Origin of the sequence: Prevotella multiformis, assembly GCF_018127985.1 — a bacterium.
Classification (GTDB): Bacteria; Bacteroidota; Bacteroidia; order Bacteroidales; family Bacteroidaceae; genus Prevotella; species Prevotella multiformis.
This window is the reverse complement of sequence record NZ_CP072358.1, coordinates 1,184,608-1,204,661: the sequence shown is the minus strand read 5'-3', so window position 1 is coordinate 1,204,661 and position 20,054 is coordinate 1,184,608. Positions and strand designations below refer to the sequence as shown.

Below are 20,054 nucleotides of genomic sequence, written 5' to 3'. Positions count from 1 at the left end.
TCAATCTGTAGAAAGTCTACCTGAGGCAAAAAAAGAGACGGTTCTGAAACTGTCAGAACCGTCTCCGATACAAACGGACAGTCAGCGGATCATGCTAAGCCAGTCCTTCTATCTGTCCATGCACAATATCGATCTTCTCCGCCTGCGGAATCTTCGGAAGCCCCGGCATACGCATGATGTCTCCGGCAATAGCCACAATCATTTCCGCACCGCCGTTGATTACGAAATCCCGGATGGTAATGTCAAAGTCCTTGGCAGCACCCACCTGCTTGGGGTCTTCACTGAACGAGAACTGTGTCTTGGCAATGCAGACAGGGAAGCGTTCCATCCCCCAGGCACGAATACGGGCAAGTTTCTTTTCTGCCGATTTCTTGAGGATAACAGAACGGGCACCATATATGTTCTTGGCGATCCTGTTCACCTTCTCTTCGATGGTGTCATCATCCGCGTATGCCATGCGGATCTCCTTCGCCCCCTGCCTGTCAATCGTCTCTACGACAAGCCGGGCCAGTTCTTCTGCACCTTCTCCGCCTTGCGCAAACACATTGTTCTCGGCAAAGCCTACGCCCAGCATCCTGCAATGCTCGGAAAGCAATGCGATCTCTTCCTCGCTGTCATCACCGTATCTGTTCAATGTCACCACAACAGGCTGCCCGAAACGCTGCATGTTCTTGACATGACGGTCGAGATTGGCGAAACCTTCGATAAGAGCCTGCCGCTCCTGCTCGTGCGATTCGCCGCCGACGAGTCCTCCATGCATCTTCAAGCCGCGTAAAGTAGTGACAAGCACCGTAATACGAGGATGGATTCCAGCCTTACGACACTTGATGTCCAGGAATTTCTCTGCACCGAGATCCGCACCGAAGCCGGCCTCCGTCACCGCATAATCGCTCAGAGACATTGCAATCTTCGTAGCGACCAGACTGTTGCATCCATGGGCGATATTGGCAAACGGCCCTCCATGGACCAGCGCCGGAGTCCCCTCAAGCGTCTGTACGAGATTCGGCTTGAGGGCATCCATCAGCAGGACGGTTATCGCTCCGGCCACCCCGAGGTCGCATACCGTGAAAGGCTTGTCCTCGAAAGTTATGCCCAAGACCATGTTCTCAATCCGCCGGCGGAGGTCATCCTCACTGTCCGCAAGGCACAGGGCCGCCATGATTTCACTGGCCGGCGTAATGTCGAAGCCTGACTGCGCCGGCAGTCCGTCGGTCGTATTCCCCAGTCCCGTCACGATATTGCGAAGACTGCGGTCGTTGACATCCAGCACGCGTTTCCACAAGATCTGCTTCAGCGCAAACCCTTCACTGCGGTGCTGATAGATATAGTTGTCGAGCAAGGCGGCAATCATGTTATGCGCACTCGTAATGGCATGGAAATCGCCCGTGAAGTGGAGGTTGATCTTCTCCATCGGTACTACCTGGGCATAACCGCCGCCGGCGGCTCCACCTTTCATACCGAAACAGGGGCCGAGGCTCGGTTCGCGCAGGGCAAGCATAGAGCGTTTCCCGATGCGGTTGAGTGCCATGGACAGACCAATGCTGACCGTTGTCTTTCCGATTCCCGCACGTGTGGGAGAAATGGAGCTGACAAGAATAAGGCGGTTGCAGGCTACGCGTTCCTCATCGATCAACGAGAGAGGAATCTTTGCCATGTACTTGCCATAATGTTCCAATACTTCCGCAGGGATTCCTGCCGTCGCTGCAACTTCCTCGATCCGTTTCATATTACATGAACGAGCGATTTCAATGTCTGATTTCATAGTTATATTTTTTACGTTAAGTTATGTGGGCAAAGATAGAAAAAAAAAATGAATATCACCTTCGAATGGAGATTTTTTATCATTACTGTCCGGTAAAACCTAAACGGCATAGGCTTCGATGCGTACAGCAGGAGCGAGAAGAGAAGTCCCTCCCCTGCACGACATACATACAGGCAAGAGGCGGATGGCCGGATGATACAGGCTGACAAGGCCTGTTCTGAAAACTCCATGTCGGTCTGTCGCAGACAGGATTTCTGTCAACTTTCCGTACCTTTCCGTCTTTATGTGGTCGCTTCAGTTCGTTCTTTCATTCGCATAGCCCGCCATGCTCTTTCAAGAAAAAAAGCGGAGTCTGCCCGCCTGAAAGACAAAAAGCCATCAAGGGAAACTTTCAGAACTTACCATAAAGGAAATGCATACCGGGGCAACAGGAGACTATATATTGGCAATGCTCATGACATTGGCGAACACGCCCGCAGCAGTCACGGAAGCGCCGGCACCGTAGCCCTGTATCTGCATGGGGTATTCCTTGTAACGTTCTGTGGTGAGGAGGACAATGTTGTTGGATCCTTCGAGGTTGTAGAAAGGATGGAGTGCATCGACCGCCTTCAGCGCCACACTTGCCCTGCCGTGTTCCATCGTCGCCACAAACCGCCAGCGTTTCCCCTCTTCGGAGAGTTTCCGGCGACGCCGTTCAAAGTCTGCGTCAAGTTCGGGCAGATGCTTCCAGAAGCCGTCCACCGATCCCTTGAAATATTCATCAGGGACAAAGAGGTGTCTCTCCACATCTTCCTGTTCCACCTTATAGCCAGCCTCGCGTGTAAGGATGACCAGTTTGCGGATCACATCCGTTCCGCTGAGGTCGATACGTGGATCCGGTTCGCTGTATCCCTGCTCCTTTGCGCGTTTCACCGTCTCCGAGAAAGGAATGTCCGCACTGATTTCGTTGAAGATGAAGTTGAGCGTGCCGGACAGGACCGCCTCTATCTTCAATATCCTGTCTCCTGAATTGCGCAGGTCGTTGATCGTCCCGATAATCGGCAGACCGGCACCTACGTTCGTTTCAAAACGGAACTTCACCCCACGCTGGAGGGCTGTCTGCTTCAGCCGGCAATAGTTCTCGTAAGCACTGGAAGCCGCTATCTTGTTGGCCGCAATGACCGATATGTTGTTTTCAAGGAGCGATTGATAAAGAGCCGCAACCTCCTTGGAGGCAGTGCAGTCGACGAACACCGAGTTGAAAATGTTCATCCCGAGAATCACATCACGCAGATGTTCTGGACTGGACGGTTCGCTTGCCCGGAGATCTTCCAGACAGTTGTCAAGGTCCAGTCCGTCACGATTGAAGATGGCATTGTGCGATGAAGCGATTCCCACGACATTCAGTTTCAGATGGGAATGCCGCTTCAGTTCTTCATACTGGTTCTTGATCTGCTCGATGAGTTTTCCGCCCACCGTACCGACACCGCATATAAAAAGGTTCAGCTCCTTGTATTCGGACAGGAAGAACGAATCGTGCAGTACGTTCAGGGATTTGCGCAGATCCGTCCCCCGCACAACGAAGGAGATGTTCATTTCCGTCGCACCCTGTGCCAGTGCAATGATGCTGATTCCCGACCGTCCGAGCGTGCCGAAGAGCTTTCCGCTGATGCCCGGCGTGCGCTTCATGTTCTCTCCCACGATGGCCACGGTGGCAAGACCGCTCTCAGCATGCATGGGGAACATCCGTCCGTCCTCTATCTCAAGCCGGAACTCCTCGTTCAGTACATTCACGGCTTGCACGGCATCTTCGTCCTTCACGCCGATAGAGGTGTTGTTCTCTGATGCAGCCTGCGAAACGAGGAAGACACTGATTCCGTTGTCGGCAAGCGAACTGAAAATGCGCCGGTTGACCCCCACTACTCCCACCATGGACAGACCGGTCACAGTGATGAGCGTCGTGTCTTTGATGGACGATATGCCCTTGATGGGTTTCCCATTGTTCTCTATGTGCGACTTGATGACCGTCCCTTTTCTTTCCGGGTGAAAGGTATTCTTCACCCTGATGGGGATATTCTTCACACACACAGGGTATATCGTCGGCGGATAGACGACCTTTGCTCCGAAGTTGCAGAGCTCCATGGCTTCTTTATACGAAAGCTCATTGATGGTATAGGCTCCTTTGATGACTCTGGGATCAGCGGTCATGAATCCGTCGACATCCGTCCATATTTCCAGCACTTCGGCATTGAGTGCGGCGGCGAGGATCGAAGCGGTGTAATCGCTTCCGCCACGTCCCAGATTGGTGATGTCGCCCGAGTCTCGGTCCTGTGCGATGAAACCCGGGACGAGGGAGATGCGGGGAAGGTCGGAGAAGGCCGCCGAGACAAGCCTGTTGGTAAGTTCCGTGTCGAGACTCCGTTTGCCCAGCTTCTCCTCGGTCTTGATGAATGTACGTGCATCAAACCACCTGGAACCCCCGATGAGCGTGGCCACAATGTTCGAGCTGAGGCGTTCGCCGTAGCTTACAATCGTGTCCTGTGTCTTGTGACTGAGGTCGTGGATGAGGAAGACACCGTAATAAATAGACTGTAATTGCTCGAAGAGGGCATCCACCTTGCCGGACAGCTTCTCACGGTCCTGCGGATCGGTAATGACGGCATCAATCATCCTGTGATGGCGGTCAACCATTGCATCGAATGCCGTCCGCCAGCCTTCATCGCCCTTCAAAGCGAGCTGGGATGTGGCTATGAGCTGGTCGGTGATGCCGCCCAAGGCACTGACAACCACGATGACAGGCTGGTGCTTCGCCTCCCGCTCCACGATATTCTTCAGGCTGAGAATACTCGAAACAGAACCTACGGATGTTCCTCCAAACTTCAATACTTTCATTGCTGATGGCTTTTGGGATTATCATCCGCCTCCCTTTTACAATGATGGAAAGGCCGGACTTGGGCGCAAAAATAACAAGAAATATCCCAATTGCCAACGTTTTTCTCAATATATTTGACTAATTTTGTGGCTATAAGAAGAAACAGCACGATTATGACAGAGGAATACCAGCTGCGGGTTTTACCACAGGCAGCCTATGACGAGGACAATCTGAAGGCATATATTGCCCGGGAAAAAGGACTTGACGAGCGCACGATCTACCGGGTACGCACCCTGAAACGATCGATTGACGCACGTCACCGTGACATCTTTGTAAACCTGAAAGTCCGTGTCTACATCAATGAGTTCCCGCAGGATGACGCTTTCGTGAAGACCGAATACCGGGATGTGAGCAGCTGCCCTGCCGTCATCGTGGTGGGCGAAGGGCCTGCCGGACTGTTCTCTTCGCTGAAGCTCATAGAGCTGGGCCTGCGCCCGATAATCCTCGAACGCGGAAAGAACGTGCGCGACCGGAAAACAGACATTGCCTCGATAAAGAAGACGCAGACGGTAGACCCGGAGTCGAATTACTGCTTCGGAGAGGGCGGAGCCGGGGCCTACTCGGACGGAAAACTCTATACGCGCAGCAAGAAACGCGGACCTGTCGACAAGATCCTCAATGTCTTCTGCCAGCACGGCGCACCGGTCTCCATCCTCGCCGATGCCCATCCCCACATCGGGACAGACAGGCTCCCTCGTGTGATCGAGAACATGCGCAACACGATTCTTGCCTGCGGAGGCGAGGTACATTTCCAGACCAAGATGACCTCCCTGCTGCTCGAAGGCAGCAAAGTCGTGGGCGTGGAAGCCGTCGACAACCGGGAGGCAACCGGCACAAAGCGTACGTTCCACGGCCCGGTGATTCTTGCTACCGGACACTCCGCACGGGATGTCTACCGCTATCTTGCCGGCGCCGGCATTGAGATGGAAGCAAAGGGAATTGCCGTGGGAGTACGTCTGGAACATCCGGCCCGGCTGATCGACCAGATACAGTATCACAACAAGAACGGAAAAGGAAAATATCTCCCGACGGCTGAATACTCGTTCGTGACACAGGTGCAGGGGCGTGGTGTCTACTCGTTCTGCATGTGTCCCGGCGGATTCGTCATCCCCTCGGCTACCGGTCCGGAACAGACCGTAACCAACGGGATGAGCCCTGCCAACCGCGGCACGCAATGGTCCAACTCGGGAATGGTCGTCCAGCTCGAACCGGAAGACGTGGAGGGAGACGACCTGCTCCGCATCATGCACTACCAGGAGCAGCTGGAGCATGACACATGGCAACAGGGCAACCGCAGCCAGACAGCTCCCGCACAGCGCATGGCGGACTTCGTGAACAACCGGCTGTCGTACGACCTCCCAAAGTCGAGCTATGCACCCGGTCTTATTTCCAGTCCGATCCATTTCTGGATGCCCTCCTTTATCACAGAACGGCTTCAGGAGGCTTTCAAAACCTTCGGAAAACAGGCGCATGGCTTCCTTACGAACGAAGCCGTGATGATCGCCTCCGAAACCCGTACGAGTTCGCCGGTCCGTATTCTCCGCAACCGGGACACCCTCATGCACATACGTCTGGAGGGACTGTTCCCATGCGCCGAGGGCGCCGGCTATGCCGGTGGCATCGTCAGTGCAGGCATCGACGGCGAGCGGTGCGCCGAGATGGCCGCGGCCTACCTCCGGCAGCTGTAACGCTTTGCGCCCAGCTTCCCACGGAACATGGCAGGGAACTCCTTATACAGACACAGGGGCATGTCCTAAACCTCCCGACAGCCCCGGCCGCCGACAGCTGCCATTGTCATGCTTCTTGCCGGAGCTCCGGCACAGCTTGGCTGGCAGAGAGCCACCCTATCTGATTATCCGACACACACCCGGAAACAAGACCGTGCACCGGTCTACCGGGACAGATACTCGTCATCGCGGACCAGCACCTTTACGATTCGGCCGACATACATCGTGTGGAGGTCATGGGCCGGATAAGCCTGCCGGAGAATTTCCTTGTCGATGAATCCGCCTTCCTGCAGTTCAGCTGCATACTCTTTCTTGCAGACAAAGACCAGCTTGGCTTCCTTGAAGTAGACACTGTGATCGGCAAAGACCTTCGTCAGTCCGGCCTTTGCGATCTTGTCTTCATTACGTCCCGACACGGAGCCGAGATAGGCCATCTGCTGCCTGAAGGTTCCGTCCATGACACAGAGCGTAAAGTAATCTTCCCGGTCCACAAACGTCTTTGTATAGCGGCTTGGACGGAGGTAGACGACAGCAGTCGGGTCGTTATGTCCCCAGAGACATCCCAGATGTCCCCAGCTGATTGTCATTGTATTACAGCCATCCTGCTCATTGCCGGCAGACAGCAGCATCCATTCTTTCCCCAGAAGGTTGAACGGATTGAAGTTCAATTCTTTGTAACTGATTTCTTTCATTATATGTTCGTTTTATAATTGTAGTGTCTTCTGAATCACCTCCCTTGTCACTCCTGACCGACAGGAGCGGCCCCCCCCTTTACACCGTCCTGCCTCTACACAGCTTCCTCCGTCTCCCTCCGGCAGTATAGCCCCCCCCTGCCTTTTTTAAAAGACGAGAACCAGCCAAACGGAAGGAGAAACCTCGGGAACGCTTCAGCAGCCGCTGCCATGTAGGACATCCAGTTCCTATCCAACTGCAAAAATAAGAATTTTATATTCCAGAACGACAGACTCCAGCAGATATTTTCAGCTTTACGGAGGTTCCAAGAAATACCTTTGATGGGATTTTCAGGACACACCTTATATGAGACTGTCAGCTAACGGGCATGAAAAGATGGAAAAACAAAGACGAAGTGTAAATTAAAGTCAAATTCGTTAAAGCATTGTATTATTTACAATAGATTGTTTGCAAATTCATACAAAGTTCGTACCTTTGCAAAAAGTATCGTGCGCGGTTTCCCTACGGGAACCGACACCTTATTTTAATCGAACAAGAATATCCTTCAAATTAGAACCAACAAAGAAAGTCATCATCGTGGATTCAGCTTATAATAAACTTATCGCATTGGGCATCCGCCCTTCCATCCAGCGCGTTGCCATCATGAAGTATCTACTTGCCCACCATACGCATCCGACTGTCGAAGAGGTGTTCGTGGCACTGAAGAAGCAACTGCCGACGGTGAGCCGTACGACGGTTTACAACACGCTGAGGATGCTGTCGGAACATGGGGCCGCACTGATGATAACCATCGACGACCACCGTGTATGCTACGACGGTGTTACAGAGCCACATGCACACTTCTTCTGCAAACGCTGCGAGAAGGTCTACGACTTTGAGGCCATGGAGATGCCGCGCTATACGGGCGAAATCGGCAAGGGATTCCAGATTGACGATACCCAGCTCTATTATAAGGGAATCTGCCCCAAGTGTCTGGAAGCGATGAAGAAGGAAGGGGTGAACTGATCCCTTTCCTCTCCGTCCGGGAAAGGATGCGTTGCAGAGCAAGCCTGTAACAGGAGCTACCTGCCGCCCGGAAATAACCATCCGCCCGACCGACAATGCCCCCTATCCTGTCAGGCTGTTGTTACAGAAACTGTCCGGGGACAACTCCAGGAAACACCGGTTTCCGCTGACACCGTATGCCGACAGCTTCCACCCTCTCCCTATGCAGACAACGAAGACCAAGAGGGAGGGGCATTTTTGTATCGTGGAAACAGCTCATCCCGATAAACGGGAAACGATCGGGGACTTGCTCCGAAAGGGAAAACATCTTTACATTTCAAGCCCTCCATACGACTGCTTTCCCCTCCCGCGGCGGCCACTAAATCAACTCCAAAGAATCATCTGGTTTTCAATATGCCGTCAGTTGACATCCAACCAAGCACTCCTTGGGCTTCAAGGGATGCTTAGTTGCAGGCCAACCAACGCCCGTTTGCAACACAATCAGGCACCTTTTAAAATCAGGCGTACACTCCGCTGATTACAAGCGGTTTGCAAATCCCATGCGAACAGTCTGGCACTTATAAAGACACCGCTTCCGCTCAAAACCAAAACATATCCATATCCTACTGAAGAATCCCGGATTCAGATGGTAATTTTTTACAACAGAAAATTAAGGGAAATGTATGCGGAATCTGCCTAAGATTCCTTCATGAGGACTTCAGCTTTTGATTTCCCCACGGCCATCTCAGACAGAGCCACCTCCGCCAGACGAAACGAAAGACTTAAAAGTTTGGTATTTTCAGTTGTTATTCGTATCTTTGCAGGTATTTAGAAAATAAGTACAATAAGCATAGATAATATGGCAAGGAAATTCGCCGAGCACAAGGGACTGGACCTTGTAAGTACCAACCAGGAAATCCTGAAAGAGTGGGAGAAGAAAGACATCTTCCACAAAAGTATCGATGAAAGAGAGGGGAATCCCCAGTTCATCTTCTTCGAAGGACCTCCTTCGGCCAACGGTCACCCGGGTATTCACCATGTGCTGGCACGTTCCATCAAGGACGCCTTCAACCGCTACAAGACCATGCAGGGCTTCCAGGTTCATCGCAAGGCGGGTTGGGATACGCACGGCCTTCCTGTTGAATTAGGTGTAGAGAAAGAGCTGGGTATCACCAAGAAAGACATTGACAACCACGCATCCCCAAAATATATCTCGACGGAAGACTACAACCACAAATGCCGTGAGAACGTGATGAAGTTCACAGCCGAGTGGAAGCAGTTGACAGAGGAAATGGGCTACTTCGTCGACATGGAGCATCCCTACATCACCTACGACAACAAGTATATCGAGACGCTGTGGTGGCTGCTCAAGCAGCTTTACAACAAGGGGCTGCTCTATAAAGGTTACACCATACAGCCCTACTCCCCTGCTGCCGGCACTGGCCTTTCGAGCCATGAACTGAACCAGCCGGGGTGCTATCGTGACGTGAAGGACACAACCGTTACGGCGCAGTTCGCCATCCCCGCTGCTGATTGGAAAGTATTAGCAGAGAAGGCGGATCTTCCCAAGGAGACCTGGGGAAAGCCCTGCTTCGTGGCATGGACCACCACTCCCTGGACCTTGCCTTCAAACGTCGCACTCTGCGTAGGACCAAAGATAGAATACGATATTATCGAGACCTACAATCCCTACGATGCTGAAAAACTGACGCTGGTCATGGCTTCAAGCCGTGTCGCTGCCTATCTGAAACCGGAAGGCGAGATAACGGACGGCGGCGAGCTGCCGCCCTACGAGCGCGGCGACAAGTACGTCCCTTATCGTGTCGTAGCCAGACTGATGGGTACGGAACTCGAGGGCCTGCACTATCGGCAGCTCATGCCATGGGTAAAGCCGGTGGAGAAGACCGGTGAACTTGCTCCTAAGTTCGTGAACGACTATGCTGCCGCCCATCCGGAGAAGGTGTTCACGGGCGAGGACGGCCGCGACAGGTTCGTCGAGATGGAAAGCGAGGCTTTCCGCATCATCCTCGGCGACTACGTGACGACAGAAGACGGTACGGGCATCGTACACATCGCCCCTACCTTCGGTGCAGACGATGCCAAGGTGGCCAGGGATGCCGACATTCCTGCACTCTACCTTATATCAAAGAAAGGCGAAACACGCCCGATGGTGGATCTGCAGGGGAAATACTACACGATTGACGAACTGGACAGAAACTTCGTCAAGGCTTGTGTCAACGAAAAGGCTTACGGCCATCATGCCGGTGACTATGTGAAGAATGCCTACGATCCGCGCTTCAATCCGAATGGCATCTGGGACAAGAAGGCCTCAGAAAAGGCGGAAGACCTGAACATCGTCATCTGCATGGAGATGAAGCAGGAGGGAACGGCTTTCAACATCCAGAAGCACGTACACAACTATCCCCACTGCTGGCGTACCGACAAACCCATCCTCTATTATCCGCTTGACAGCTGGTTCATCAAGGACACGGCAAGGAAAGCGCGCATGGTTGAACTGAACGGAACCATCCAGTGGCAGCCGGAGTCGACAGGTACCGGCCGTTTCGGCAACTGGCTGGAGAACCTGAACGACTGGAACCTGAGCCGTTCACGCTTCTGGGGCACTCCGCTGCCGATCTGGCGTGACGAGAACCGCGGCGAGAAGTGCATCGGTTCGGTAGAGGAGCTTTATAATGAGATTGAGAAGGCTGTCGCCGCCGGTGTGATGGACAGGAATCCGCTGAAAGAAGCCGGATTCGTCGTGGGAGACTTCAGCCAGGAGAATTACGACAGGATTGATCTGCACCGTCCTTACGTGGATGAGATTGTTCTTGTAAACGAGGAGGGCAGACCCATGCACCGGGAGGCAGACCTTATCGATGTCTGGTTCGACAGCGGTTCCATGCCTTATGCCCAGCTGCATTATCCGTTCGAGGGCGAGATCAATGCAGAAGGATTGAAGGCCACAGGCAAGACCGAAGCCGAATACCGCAGGGAACTGGTACACTCCACCTACGAAGGAACAGCCGTTCCACCGGCTTTCTTCCCGGCCGATTTTATCAATGAGGGTGTCGACCAGACCCGCGGCTGGTTCTTCACGCTCCATGCCATTGCGACGATGGTGTTCGATTCTGTCGCCTTCAAGAATGTCATTTCGTCCGGCCTTGTGCTCGATGCCAAGGGCAACAAGATGAGCAAGCACGTGGGGAACGTGACCGATCCGTTCGAGATGCTGCATAAATACGGTGCCGACCCTGTCCGCTTCTACATGATGACCAACAGCGAACCATGGGACAACCTGAAGTTCGACCCGGAGGGAGTTGACGAGTGCCGCCGCAAGTTCTTCGGCACATTATACAACACATACAGCTTCTTTGCACTCTATGCGAACGTTGACGGATATGATGCCGCAACCTGCGAAGCGGTGAAGGCCGGTGCTCCGGAGATTGACCGTTGGATCATCTCCAAACTCAATTCACTCATAAAGGGCGTTACCCATGAGCTGGAGAACTTTGACCCGACACGTGCCGGCCGGCTGATTGACGCTTTCGTCAACAACGACCTCAGCAACTGGTACGTCCGCCTGAACCGCAAACGTTTCTGGGGCAAGGAAATGAGTGCTGACAAGAAGAGTGCTTACGACACGCTGTACACCAGTCTGATGACCGTTGCACGGCTGCTGGCGCCTTTCGCTCCGTTCTATGCCGACCAGCTCTACAAGGACCTCGGCGGAGAACTCGAGAGCATCCATCTCGACCGCTGGCCAGTGGCCGACGAGGCTGTCATCGATGCTGACCTTGAAGCACGTATGGACATGGCACAGCGTATCACATCAATGGTTCTCGCCCTTCGCCGCAAGGTGAACATCAAGGTGCGTCAGCCACTGGCACAGATCATGATACCGGCTGTTGACGCAACACAGAAGAAGCACATAGAGGCTGTGGCCGATCTTATCAGACACGAGGTGAACGTGAAGGAGCTCGTATTCGTTGAAGGTCAGGGCGTTCTTGTAAAGAAGGTGAAGTGTAACTTCCGTGTCATGGGCAAGAAATATGGCAAGCTGATGAAGCAGGTCGCTGCCCGCATGAACGAACTGACACAGGAGGAGATCGCCACACTGGAGACATCCGGCGAGTTCTGCTTCGAGGTAGAAGGTCAGCCGGTCAAAGTGGAGGCAGCCGATGTGGAAATCATCTCGGAGGACATCCCGGGGTGGCTGGTCAGCAACGAGGGGAATCTGACGGTGGCCCTTGAGGTTGAACTGACAGACGAACTCCGTCGCGAGGGTATGGCACGAGAGCTGATCAACCGTATCCAGAACCTGCGCAAGGAATCCGGACTTGAAATCACCGACCGCATTGCCGTTGTCATTGAACCGAACAAGGCGGCGGCGGCAGCAGTCGAGTCATTCGGCGAACTGATCAGGACCCAGGTGCTTGCCGATGATGTCACTCTTGGCGAAAACAACGGTACGGAGGTCGAATTCGATGACTTCAGACTGCATATCGACATACGAAAGAACTAAAGCCATGGGCTCCGGGGGCATTGGCAAATGCGCCCGGAAGCTCTTTCTCAGCAGGCAAGATGTCTTCTTGTGAGACGGCCTCTGCTCCTGTATTCTACTGATCATATTCAATAAACCTAATTCAATTTTACTTTATGGAAACAAAAAAGCGTTATACCGATGAGGAGCTCGAGGAGTTCCGCTCGATTGTGAATGACAAACTGTCTGTTGCCAAATCCGACTATGAGGAAACGATGAAAATCCTGATGAACAAGAATACGAATGACGTGGACGACACGTCGCCGACGTATAAGGCACTGGAAGAAGGCAGTTCAAGCCAGACAAAGGAGGAGCTGGTGCAGATGGCACAGCGCCAGCAGAAGTTCATCCAGGCACTGCAGGCCGCACTCGTCAGAATCAACAACAAGACCTACGGCATCGACCGAATCACGGGAGAGCTGATTCCCAAGGAACGCCTGCGCATAGTGCCTCATGCAACATTGAGCGTTGCATCCAAGATAGCAAACAAAAACCACTGATGAGCAAACAGAAGAAACAAGCTCTGACAGCCGCCATACTGATTGTCCTGTTGATCGCCATCGACCAGGTCATCAAGGTGGCTGTCAAGCTGAACATGAATTTAGGGGAGTCCATCCATATCTTCGACTGGTTCCAGATAGAGTTCATCGAGAACGTGGGTATGGCATGGGGCATGGAGCTGGGAAGCAAACTCTTCCTCAGCCTGTTCCGTATCATTGCCATCGTCTTCCTTGTCTGGTACATAACCGACCGTATCAGACAAGGAGCAAGGACGGGATACATCGTCGTACTGGCCATGATCACTGCCGGTGCCGCAGGAAACATCTTCGACTCCATCTTCTATGGACAGATCTTCACCGCCTCAGCACCTTATTACATAGAGGGTGCAACGCCGGCGACACTCGTCCCATGGGGCGAAGGGTATGCCCCGGTGCTGATGGGAAAAGTGGTCGATATGCTCTATTTCCCCCTCTTTCATGGCACATTCCCAGACTGGATTCCGCTGTGGGGGGGCGAGTCTTTTGTCTTCTTCTCACCTGTCTTCAACTTTGCCGATTCCTGTATTTCCATTGGAGTAATGACCATTCTCCTCGCATTCCGCAAGGACTTCAACGGCTGGGTTCCGGCCGGCAGCAGACCGGTCGCAGACAACAAGGCGGCTGCCGCCGACAGGGACGGCTGCCGACAATCAGAACAATGCAGATAATCATACGTCAGATGACAAGGAATAGACATCGGGGGCGTTTGTGTGCCCTGCTCTGCTGGCTTGTACCTGCAGTCTTCTTTGCAAGCTGCAAGCCGGCCATTCCTTCGGAGTATATCCAGCCTTCGGAAATGGAAGACATGCTCTACGACTACCATCTGTCGATGGCAATGGTGAGCCGTGACGGTTATACTGCCGTAAGGGAAAAGGCCTTCAAGCTGGCCGTGATGAAGAAGTATGGCGTATCGGAAGAGAAGTTCGACAGGTCGCTTCAGTATTATATGCGCCATACAGAGAAACTGCACGACATCTATGTAGACCTAACCAAACGGCTTGAAAACGAAGCAAGAGCACAGGGCGCATCCGAGAGTGAACTGGCCCAATACGGCGACATCACTTCAAAGGGAGACACGACCGACATCTGGCATGGCAGCCGTTCACTGGTGCTCTCCCCCTACGCTCCTGTAGACCGGGAGACCTTCGAGATCAAGGCGGACACGGCCTACCACAAGGGCGACCGCCTGCTGCTGAGTTTCGACTCGCAGTTCCTGATACAGGATGGCATGCGGGATGCAGTCGTCGTGCTGGCTGTCACCTACTCCAATGACAGCATCAACACGCAATACCAGCACATCTCGTCCGACTCTCATCAGACCATGACCATCGATTCAGGCGACTCCCTACGTATCAAGGATATACGCGGCTACTTCCTGATGTTGAGGGGACAGCAGCCCACGACAACCTTCAAGATGCTTGTCCTGAGCAACATCCACCTCGTGCGAATGCACATCCGGCGCGGAGAAGGTGTGCAGAACGCCGACTCTTTACAGAATCCCGACCCGATACGCACCATCGGCGGCGAGCCTGTCAACCCACAGGCCATCCCCGGGCAGCCTGCCGCACCACCGGCAAGGACACCGGCAGATGCGATGAGAGAACGCGGCATACCAGAAAGAAACCGCTCATGACGAAGAAAAAAAAGACAACGATAAGACGCATCGGAGCCCATGCAATCGAACTCCCTGAAGGCCTGATCGAACAGGGCATAGCAGTGATAGAAGACGGCATCGTCAAGATGACCTTCCCTTTCACCGCAGAACAACCCATGACAGAATGGTTATCCGGCACCATCACCGTACGTCTCGACGACGAGGGAAAGCCCAGGGCCTACAAAGGAGACACACTGCTGGAATGATCCTTCCCTCCGTTTCGGCAAGCATGATTGAACCGTAACATAGAATAAGACAAAAATCTGATAGCGAATGATCCTGTTAGTGAATCTTTTATTATCCGCACTGCCTTTCGGATCGCCCGTCCACATCCCCGTACAGCTGGCAGGCAACTTCGGCGAGCCCCGCCCCAATCACTTTCACGGAGGGATTGATGTCAAGACCGACAGGGAAGTCAACCTCGGGGTCTACTCCATCGCCGACGGCTACATTTCCGGAGCCGTCATCGAGAAATATGGTGAAGGTCATGCCCTGATGGTCGCCCACCCGAACGGCTATACAAGCTATTATTTCCATCTCAACCGCTTTGCACCACAGATAGAAGCTGCCGTCCGCAAGTGGCAGTATGCACACCGCCAATATGCCTGCGACATAAAGTTTCCCCGGGGGGAGTTCCCTGTCGCAAAGGGACAGCTCATCGCTCTCAGCGGAAACACAGGTTCGTCGCAGGGGCCGCACATCCACCTTGAGATGCACAGGACGAAGAACGACAACCTCTGCGATCCGCTCAACTTCCTCAAAGAGATTGTAAAAGACAGGACGGCACCGGCCGTCTATGCCTTCAAGACATATCCGCAGCCGGGCGAGGGGGTCTTCCAGCATTCCCCTTCCTCACGCATCTTCACTTTCGACAAAGGACATTTCCAGGCATGGGGCAAGGTGGGCTTCGGCGTAAGAGCCAACGACCACATGGACGGCGTGTACAACAATTACGGCGTACGCTATACGCACCTGTACTGTGACGGCAGGCTCGTCTTTACCTCCGACGTGAACGACATCCCGACAAGCTGCCACCGGATGGTGAACTCATGGGGCGATTACGACCATTTCCTGTCCACCAAGATCTGGTTCATGAAATCGTACATCGAACCCGGCAACACGCTTCCTGTCCTGCGGGCAGGGAAAGACAGGGGCATCATCAACTTCAACCAGCAGCGCGACTATCACCTGCGCTACGTGATAAGCGATGTCTTCGGCAACCAGACGGTCAAGGAATTCGTCGTGCGCGGTGAACCGGAAGCCATCCCCAAGCCTGCCCGTCCGGAAGGGGCAAGTCCGCTCTATTATGCCAAGGACAACCACTTCAAGGCTGACGGCGTGCAACTGAACATCCCGAGAGGACTGCTAGCAAAGGACAGTTGGATCCAGCCGCAATACTTCCATGCCGCCGGGGCACTGTCAATGGGTTATAGTTTTTCTAAAGCGTCATTCCCGCTATTCCACTACGCACGGATAAGCATCAAGCCGGCAGGCGTAGTCCGTAATCCCAAGAAACTGTATATTGCCATGCGGACGGGCATGGGGGCTGCTGCACCGGCATCGTTCTGCGGTGGTGAATATGCCGACGGCTGGGTGACAGGACGACTGCGGGAACTGTCGAATGTCTATTACATAGCGTCTGATGAAACCTCGCCGGCAATTACACGGATGAACCTCAACCCGCACCACCTCTTCTTCAAGATAACCGATACGGGGAGCGGGCTGAAAGGATACGAGGCTTATGTCGACGGGAAGTTCATCCTCCTGGCATTCGGAAAGAACAAGGAAGTCTTCTTCTGCGACCTGGCCGACACCCCCGTCCGTCCTACAGGAAAAGAACGGACGCTGAAGGTCATAGCCGTCGACAACCGGGACAACCGACATGAATACATGACCAAGATAAAGTATTAATTCTTAAATTGCAGATTATGAAGAAAACATTTGCAACACTGTTCTTCCTTTCCATGATGGCGTATGCCCATGCGTGTACCAATTTCATTGCAACCAAGGGAGCGACAAAGGACGGATCTGTCCTCGTGACTTACAATGCCGACGACTACGGCCTGTTCACCAACCTGTGCCATTATCCTGCCGGCACACATGCCAAGGGGGAACGCCGGGAAATCATCGACTATGACACGCACGAAAGCCACGGCTTCATCCCCGAGGCTTCAGTCACCTACAACGTCATCGGAAATATCAATGAATACCAGGTCAGCATCGGCGAGACGACTTATGGCGGACGTGAAGAGATGGTCGACAAGTCGGGGACAATCGACTACGGTTCACTGATGTATATCGGTCAGCAGCGCAGCAAGACCGCCCGCGAGGCCATCAGAATCATGACTTCGCTGGCAGAGACCTACGGCTATAATTCTGAAGGCGAGACCTTCACCATCGCCGACCCCAACGAGGCCTGGCTGCTCGAGATGCAGGGATGCGGCGGTGACAAGAAACAGAAGGTGGTATGGGTGGCCGTGCGCATCCCCGACGGGATGATCTCCGCTCACGCCAACCAGAGCCGTATCGGTCAGTTCTCGACCTATGACACCGAGGTCATCACTTCAAAGAACTGCATCAGCTTTGCCCGCTCAAAGGGCTGGTTCACAGGCAAGGACAAGGACTTCAACTGGAAGATGGCCTATGCAAAGCCCGATTTCACCGGCCGCCGCTGGTGCGATGCCCGCGTATGGAGTTTCTTCAACCACTTCAAGGACATGTCCCGCTGGATCCCCTGGGCGCTGGGCAGAGACGAACAGGCAGAGGATATGCCGCTCTGGATCGCACCGGACAAGAAGCTCGATGTCGCCATGATGGAGAGCTGCATGCGCGACCACTATGAGGGAACACCGCTGGCACTCGACAAGGACATTGCCCAGGGAATATGGAACTCCCCCTACCGCCCTACTCCGCTCCAGTTCGAGGTAGACGGGAAGAAATGCTTCAACGAGCGTCCTACTTCTACTCAGCAGACCGCCTTCTCCTATGTCGCACAGCTCCGTTCCTGGCTGCCACGTGAAATCGGAGGAATCCTGTGGTTCGGCAACGACGACGGCAACATGGTGGCCTACGTGCCGATCTATTGCAGCAACACGAAGCGTGCCGAGTGCTTCAATACACCCGGCGCCGATGCCGTGACCTTCTCTGACAAGAATGCCTTTTGGGTATGCAACTGGGTCAGCAACATGACCTATCCCCGCTATTCACAGCTTTTCCCGGCCTTGAAAGAGGTGCGCGACTCGCTCGAAAACTCTTATTTCGCAGCACAGAAAGATGTGGAAGCCAAGGCACAGGCACTCTATGCCAGTGACAAGGCGGCAGCTGTAAAATATCTCAACGACTATTCCATCCAGAAAAGCGACGAGATGATTGCACGCTGGCGGCAGCTGGCAATCTACATGATTGTGAAATTCAACGACATGGCTGTCAAGCCTGAAAAAGACGGCAAGTTCCTCCGCACAGCGACCGGGCTCGGGGAACGGGTACAGCGTCCGGGCTACAGTGAATTTTTCAAAAGAGAACTGATCAGGCAGACGGGTGACAAACTCGTCATGCCAGAGAAGTAAATCGGAAAGCAATACGGAAAGGGAGGATGACCGCCTGCCAAGTCAGGACAGTCACCCTCCCTTTCTGTGTGCCGGAAGATGGAACACCATCCGGCAGACCGCCCCTGGCCACCGTTGTCCGGCAGACAGTCTCCGTATAGGCTGGTCACCCGCTGCCTGCTATATATGACGCAATGACAGGAAGGACGCAGGCTTCCCACCTGCCGGCGATGTATTGATGCCCGACACCAACCGTGCTGGGGATCGCCCCCTGTCGTGTTGAGGGTCGACACCACTCGAGTTGAAGGCTCACACATTTGCATTCCGCCGCCCGGTTGGAAAAAGCCTGTCGCCAAAAACAAAGGTGAACATTCTTTTCCGATGAAAGCCGCCTGCTTCTCCAAAGTCTTGAAGGCATAATACGGACTATGCGAGTGAAAGATTCAATAAATTTGTATCTTTCAGATAATCAATAGAGTAAGAATGAATAAAGGATAAATGGGTTACGACTTGGAAACGAGCGAGTTTCTTTCTCCTTCTTTATTCTGCAATGCCTCAAAGAACACTTAAATTGATTGTGCAAAGATAATGCTTTTCTGATGAAAACAGTGTGCTTTTACGGAAATAAATAGGAAACACACCTAAAAAATAATCACATACAAAGTCTAATGGGAGGAATTTGACGGGATTTTCAGCCTAATTATTAAGCCTGCAAAAAATACCCAGAATCAACTCTTTTGCATTGCAAAATAAGAAAAATGAAACTTTTTGGAGAAAAATCCTCCGAAAAATTTGGCAGATTGAAATAATTTGCATAATATTGCACTTATAAACACAGAACGAACGTTCTGTTCTAATTCTAGTATAATGAAATAATGGAAAAACAAATAGATAAAGAAGGCATAAGCAAAAGGGACATTATCCTTAATGAATCGTTCAGGCTGTTTCTGAAAAAAGGTTATGCAGCTGTATCATTTTCGGATTTAGTGGAAGCTACCGGCATTTCTCGTGGCAATATGTTTCATCACTTCAAGAATAAGGAGGATATATTCAATCATGCCGTTGATAGGTTTGTATTTGAATTCTTGACAAATGATGCTACAGACTTTCTTGAACTTACAAGCTCGACACCATTAAAGGACTTCATTGATAATCGTGTAGAAAACATCGGTCGCCGTATGAAATCATTTCTTATAATGACAAAAGGCACAGTCACTCCTGCCAATTTCATGTCATTTATCTTGTATCTGAAAGACAACTACCCGGATTGGAAAGAGAAATTTCAAGAATATGAGAATAGAAAGAACCTTGAGTGGAAAGAGGTGATAGAGCTTGCCAAACAGAAAGGAGAGATTACTCAAACTGTGGAAACAGAAAAGATTATATCTTCCATTAGAAATATATATCTTGGATTGTCATACAGAAGTGCATTGAGCAGCCAACTTTCTATTTCCGAATTGAAAGAGCAAATATACACAATATACTATTTAATAACCAAATAATATTCCTATGGAAAAAGCAGCATATATCAATAGCGTATCGGCATATCTTCCTAATTCTCCCATCGCCAATGAGGATATGGAAGACTATATCGGAAAAATTGGTGGAAATCCGTCAAGGGTTCGTTCCATTGTCCTTAGACAAAATGGCATCAAAACGAGTTATATAAATGTTGGAATGAACTTGGAGATAGCAA

13 protein-coding genes and 1 pseudogene are annotated in these 20,054 nt (G+C 52.4%); 11 read left to right on the top strand and 3 right to left on the bottom strand.

Annotated elements, in window-relative coordinates:
* Window positions 1–94 precede the first annotated feature (94 nt).
* Both J4864_RS10925 and thrA read right to left on the bottom strand, forming a co-directional pair.
* The gene (locus tag J4864_RS10925; RefSeq protein WP_211814894.1) at window positions 95–1,762 is read right to left on the bottom strand and encodes a formate--tetrahydrofolate ligase; all 1,668 of its coding nucleotides are present in this window, start codon (window positions 1,760–1,762) and stop codon (window positions 95–97) included.
* A 435-nt stretch (window positions 1,763–2,197) separates the two neighbouring features.
* Window positions 2,198–4,633: a bifunctional aspartate kinase/homoserine dehydrogenase I gene (gene thrA / locus J4864_RS10920; RefSeq protein WP_211814893.1), complete on the bottom strand. Its 2,436-nt coding sequence runs from the start codon at window positions 4,631–4,633 to the stop codon at window positions 2,198–2,200.
* A 153-nt stretch (window positions 4,634–4,786) separates the two neighbouring features.
* On the opposite strand from thrA, the gene J4864_RS10915 reads away from it, so the two are divergent.
* Window positions 4,787–6,361: an NAD(P)/FAD-dependent oxidoreductase gene (locus tag J4864_RS10915; RefSeq protein WP_211814892.1), complete on the top strand. Its 1,575-nt coding sequence runs from the start codon at window positions 4,787–4,789 to the stop codon at window positions 6,359–6,361.
* A 203-nt stretch (window positions 6,362–6,564) separates the two neighbouring features.
* Here J4864_RS10915 and J4864_RS10910 read toward each other — a convergent pair whose 3' ends face one another.
* Window positions 6,565–7,092 (bottom strand): flavin reductase family protein, encoded by a 528-nt coding sequence (locus J4864_RS10910; protein ID WP_211814891.1) that lies wholly within the window; start codon window positions 7,090–7,092, stop codon window positions 6,565–6,567.
* Window positions 7,093–7,669: 577 nt separating this feature from the next.
* Here J4864_RS10910 and J4864_RS10905 point away from each other — a divergent pair.
* The 10 genes and pseudogenes from J4864_RS10905 to J4864_RS10860 all read left to right on the top strand — a co-directional run.
* On the top strand, window positions 7,670–8,098 hold the full coding sequence (locus tag J4864_RS10905; protein ID WP_007367489.1) for a Fur family transcriptional regulator: 429 nt from the start codon (window positions 7,670–7,672) through the stop codon (window positions 8,096–8,098).
* 838 nt (window positions 8,099–8,936) lie between these two features.
* Window positions 8,937–12,602: an isoleucine--tRNA ligase gene (gene ileS / locus J4864_RS10900; protein ID WP_211814890.1), complete on the top strand. Its 3,666-nt coding sequence runs from the start codon at window positions 8,937–8,939 to the stop codon at window positions 12,600–12,602.
* A gap of 134 nt (window positions 12,603–12,736) precedes the next feature.
* A complete protein-coding gene (locus J4864_RS10895; RefSeq protein WP_007367486.1) occupies window positions 12,737–13,120 on the top strand; it encodes a TraR/DksA family transcriptional regulator in 384 nt (127 codons plus the stop codon).
* Window positions 13,120–13,827 (top strand): lipoprotein signal peptidase, encoded by a 708-nt coding sequence (locus J4864_RS10890; protein WP_211814889.1) that lies wholly within the window; start codon window positions 13,120–13,122, stop codon window positions 13,825–13,827. The genes J4864_RS10895 and J4864_RS10890 overlap by 1 nt, the downstream gene beginning before the upstream one ends.
* Window positions 13,828–13,838: 11 nt before the next feature.
* The gene (locus J4864_RS10885; protein WP_211814888.1) at window positions 13,839–14,792 is read left to right on the top strand and encodes a DUF4296 domain-containing protein; all 954 of its coding nucleotides are present in this window, start codon (window positions 13,839–13,841) and stop codon (window positions 14,790–14,792) included.
* Window positions 14,789–15,019: a hypothetical protein gene (locus tag J4864_RS10880; protein WP_007367483.1), complete on the top strand. Its 231-nt coding sequence runs from the start codon at window positions 14,789–14,791 to the stop codon at window positions 15,017–15,019. Before J4864_RS10885 ends, J4864_RS10880 begins: the two co-directional genes overlap by 4 nt.
* Before the next feature lie 67 nt (window positions 15,020–15,086).
* Window positions 15,087–16,724 (top strand): M23 family metallopeptidase, encoded by a 1,638-nt coding sequence (locus J4864_RS10875; protein WP_211814887.1) that lies wholly within the window; start codon window positions 15,087–15,089, stop codon window positions 16,722–16,724.
* A 17-nt stretch (window positions 16,725–16,741) separates the two neighbouring features.
* A complete protein-coding gene (locus J4864_RS10870; protein WP_211814886.1) occupies window positions 16,742–18,379 on the top strand; it encodes a dipeptidase in 1,638 nt (545 codons plus the stop codon).
* Window positions 18,380–19,233: 854 nt separating this feature from the next.
* Window positions 19,234–19,860 (top strand): TetR/AcrR family transcriptional regulator, encoded by a 627-nt coding sequence (locus J4864_RS10865; RefSeq protein WP_007367479.1) that lies wholly within the window; start codon window positions 19,234–19,236, stop codon window positions 19,858–19,860.
* Between the two features lie 7 nt (window positions 19,861–19,867).
* Window positions 19,868–20,023: pseudogene (locus J4864_RS10860) on the top strand (3-oxoacyl-ACP synthase); the annotation flags it as partial.
* Between the last annotated feature and the right edge of the window lie 31 nt (window positions 20,024–20,054).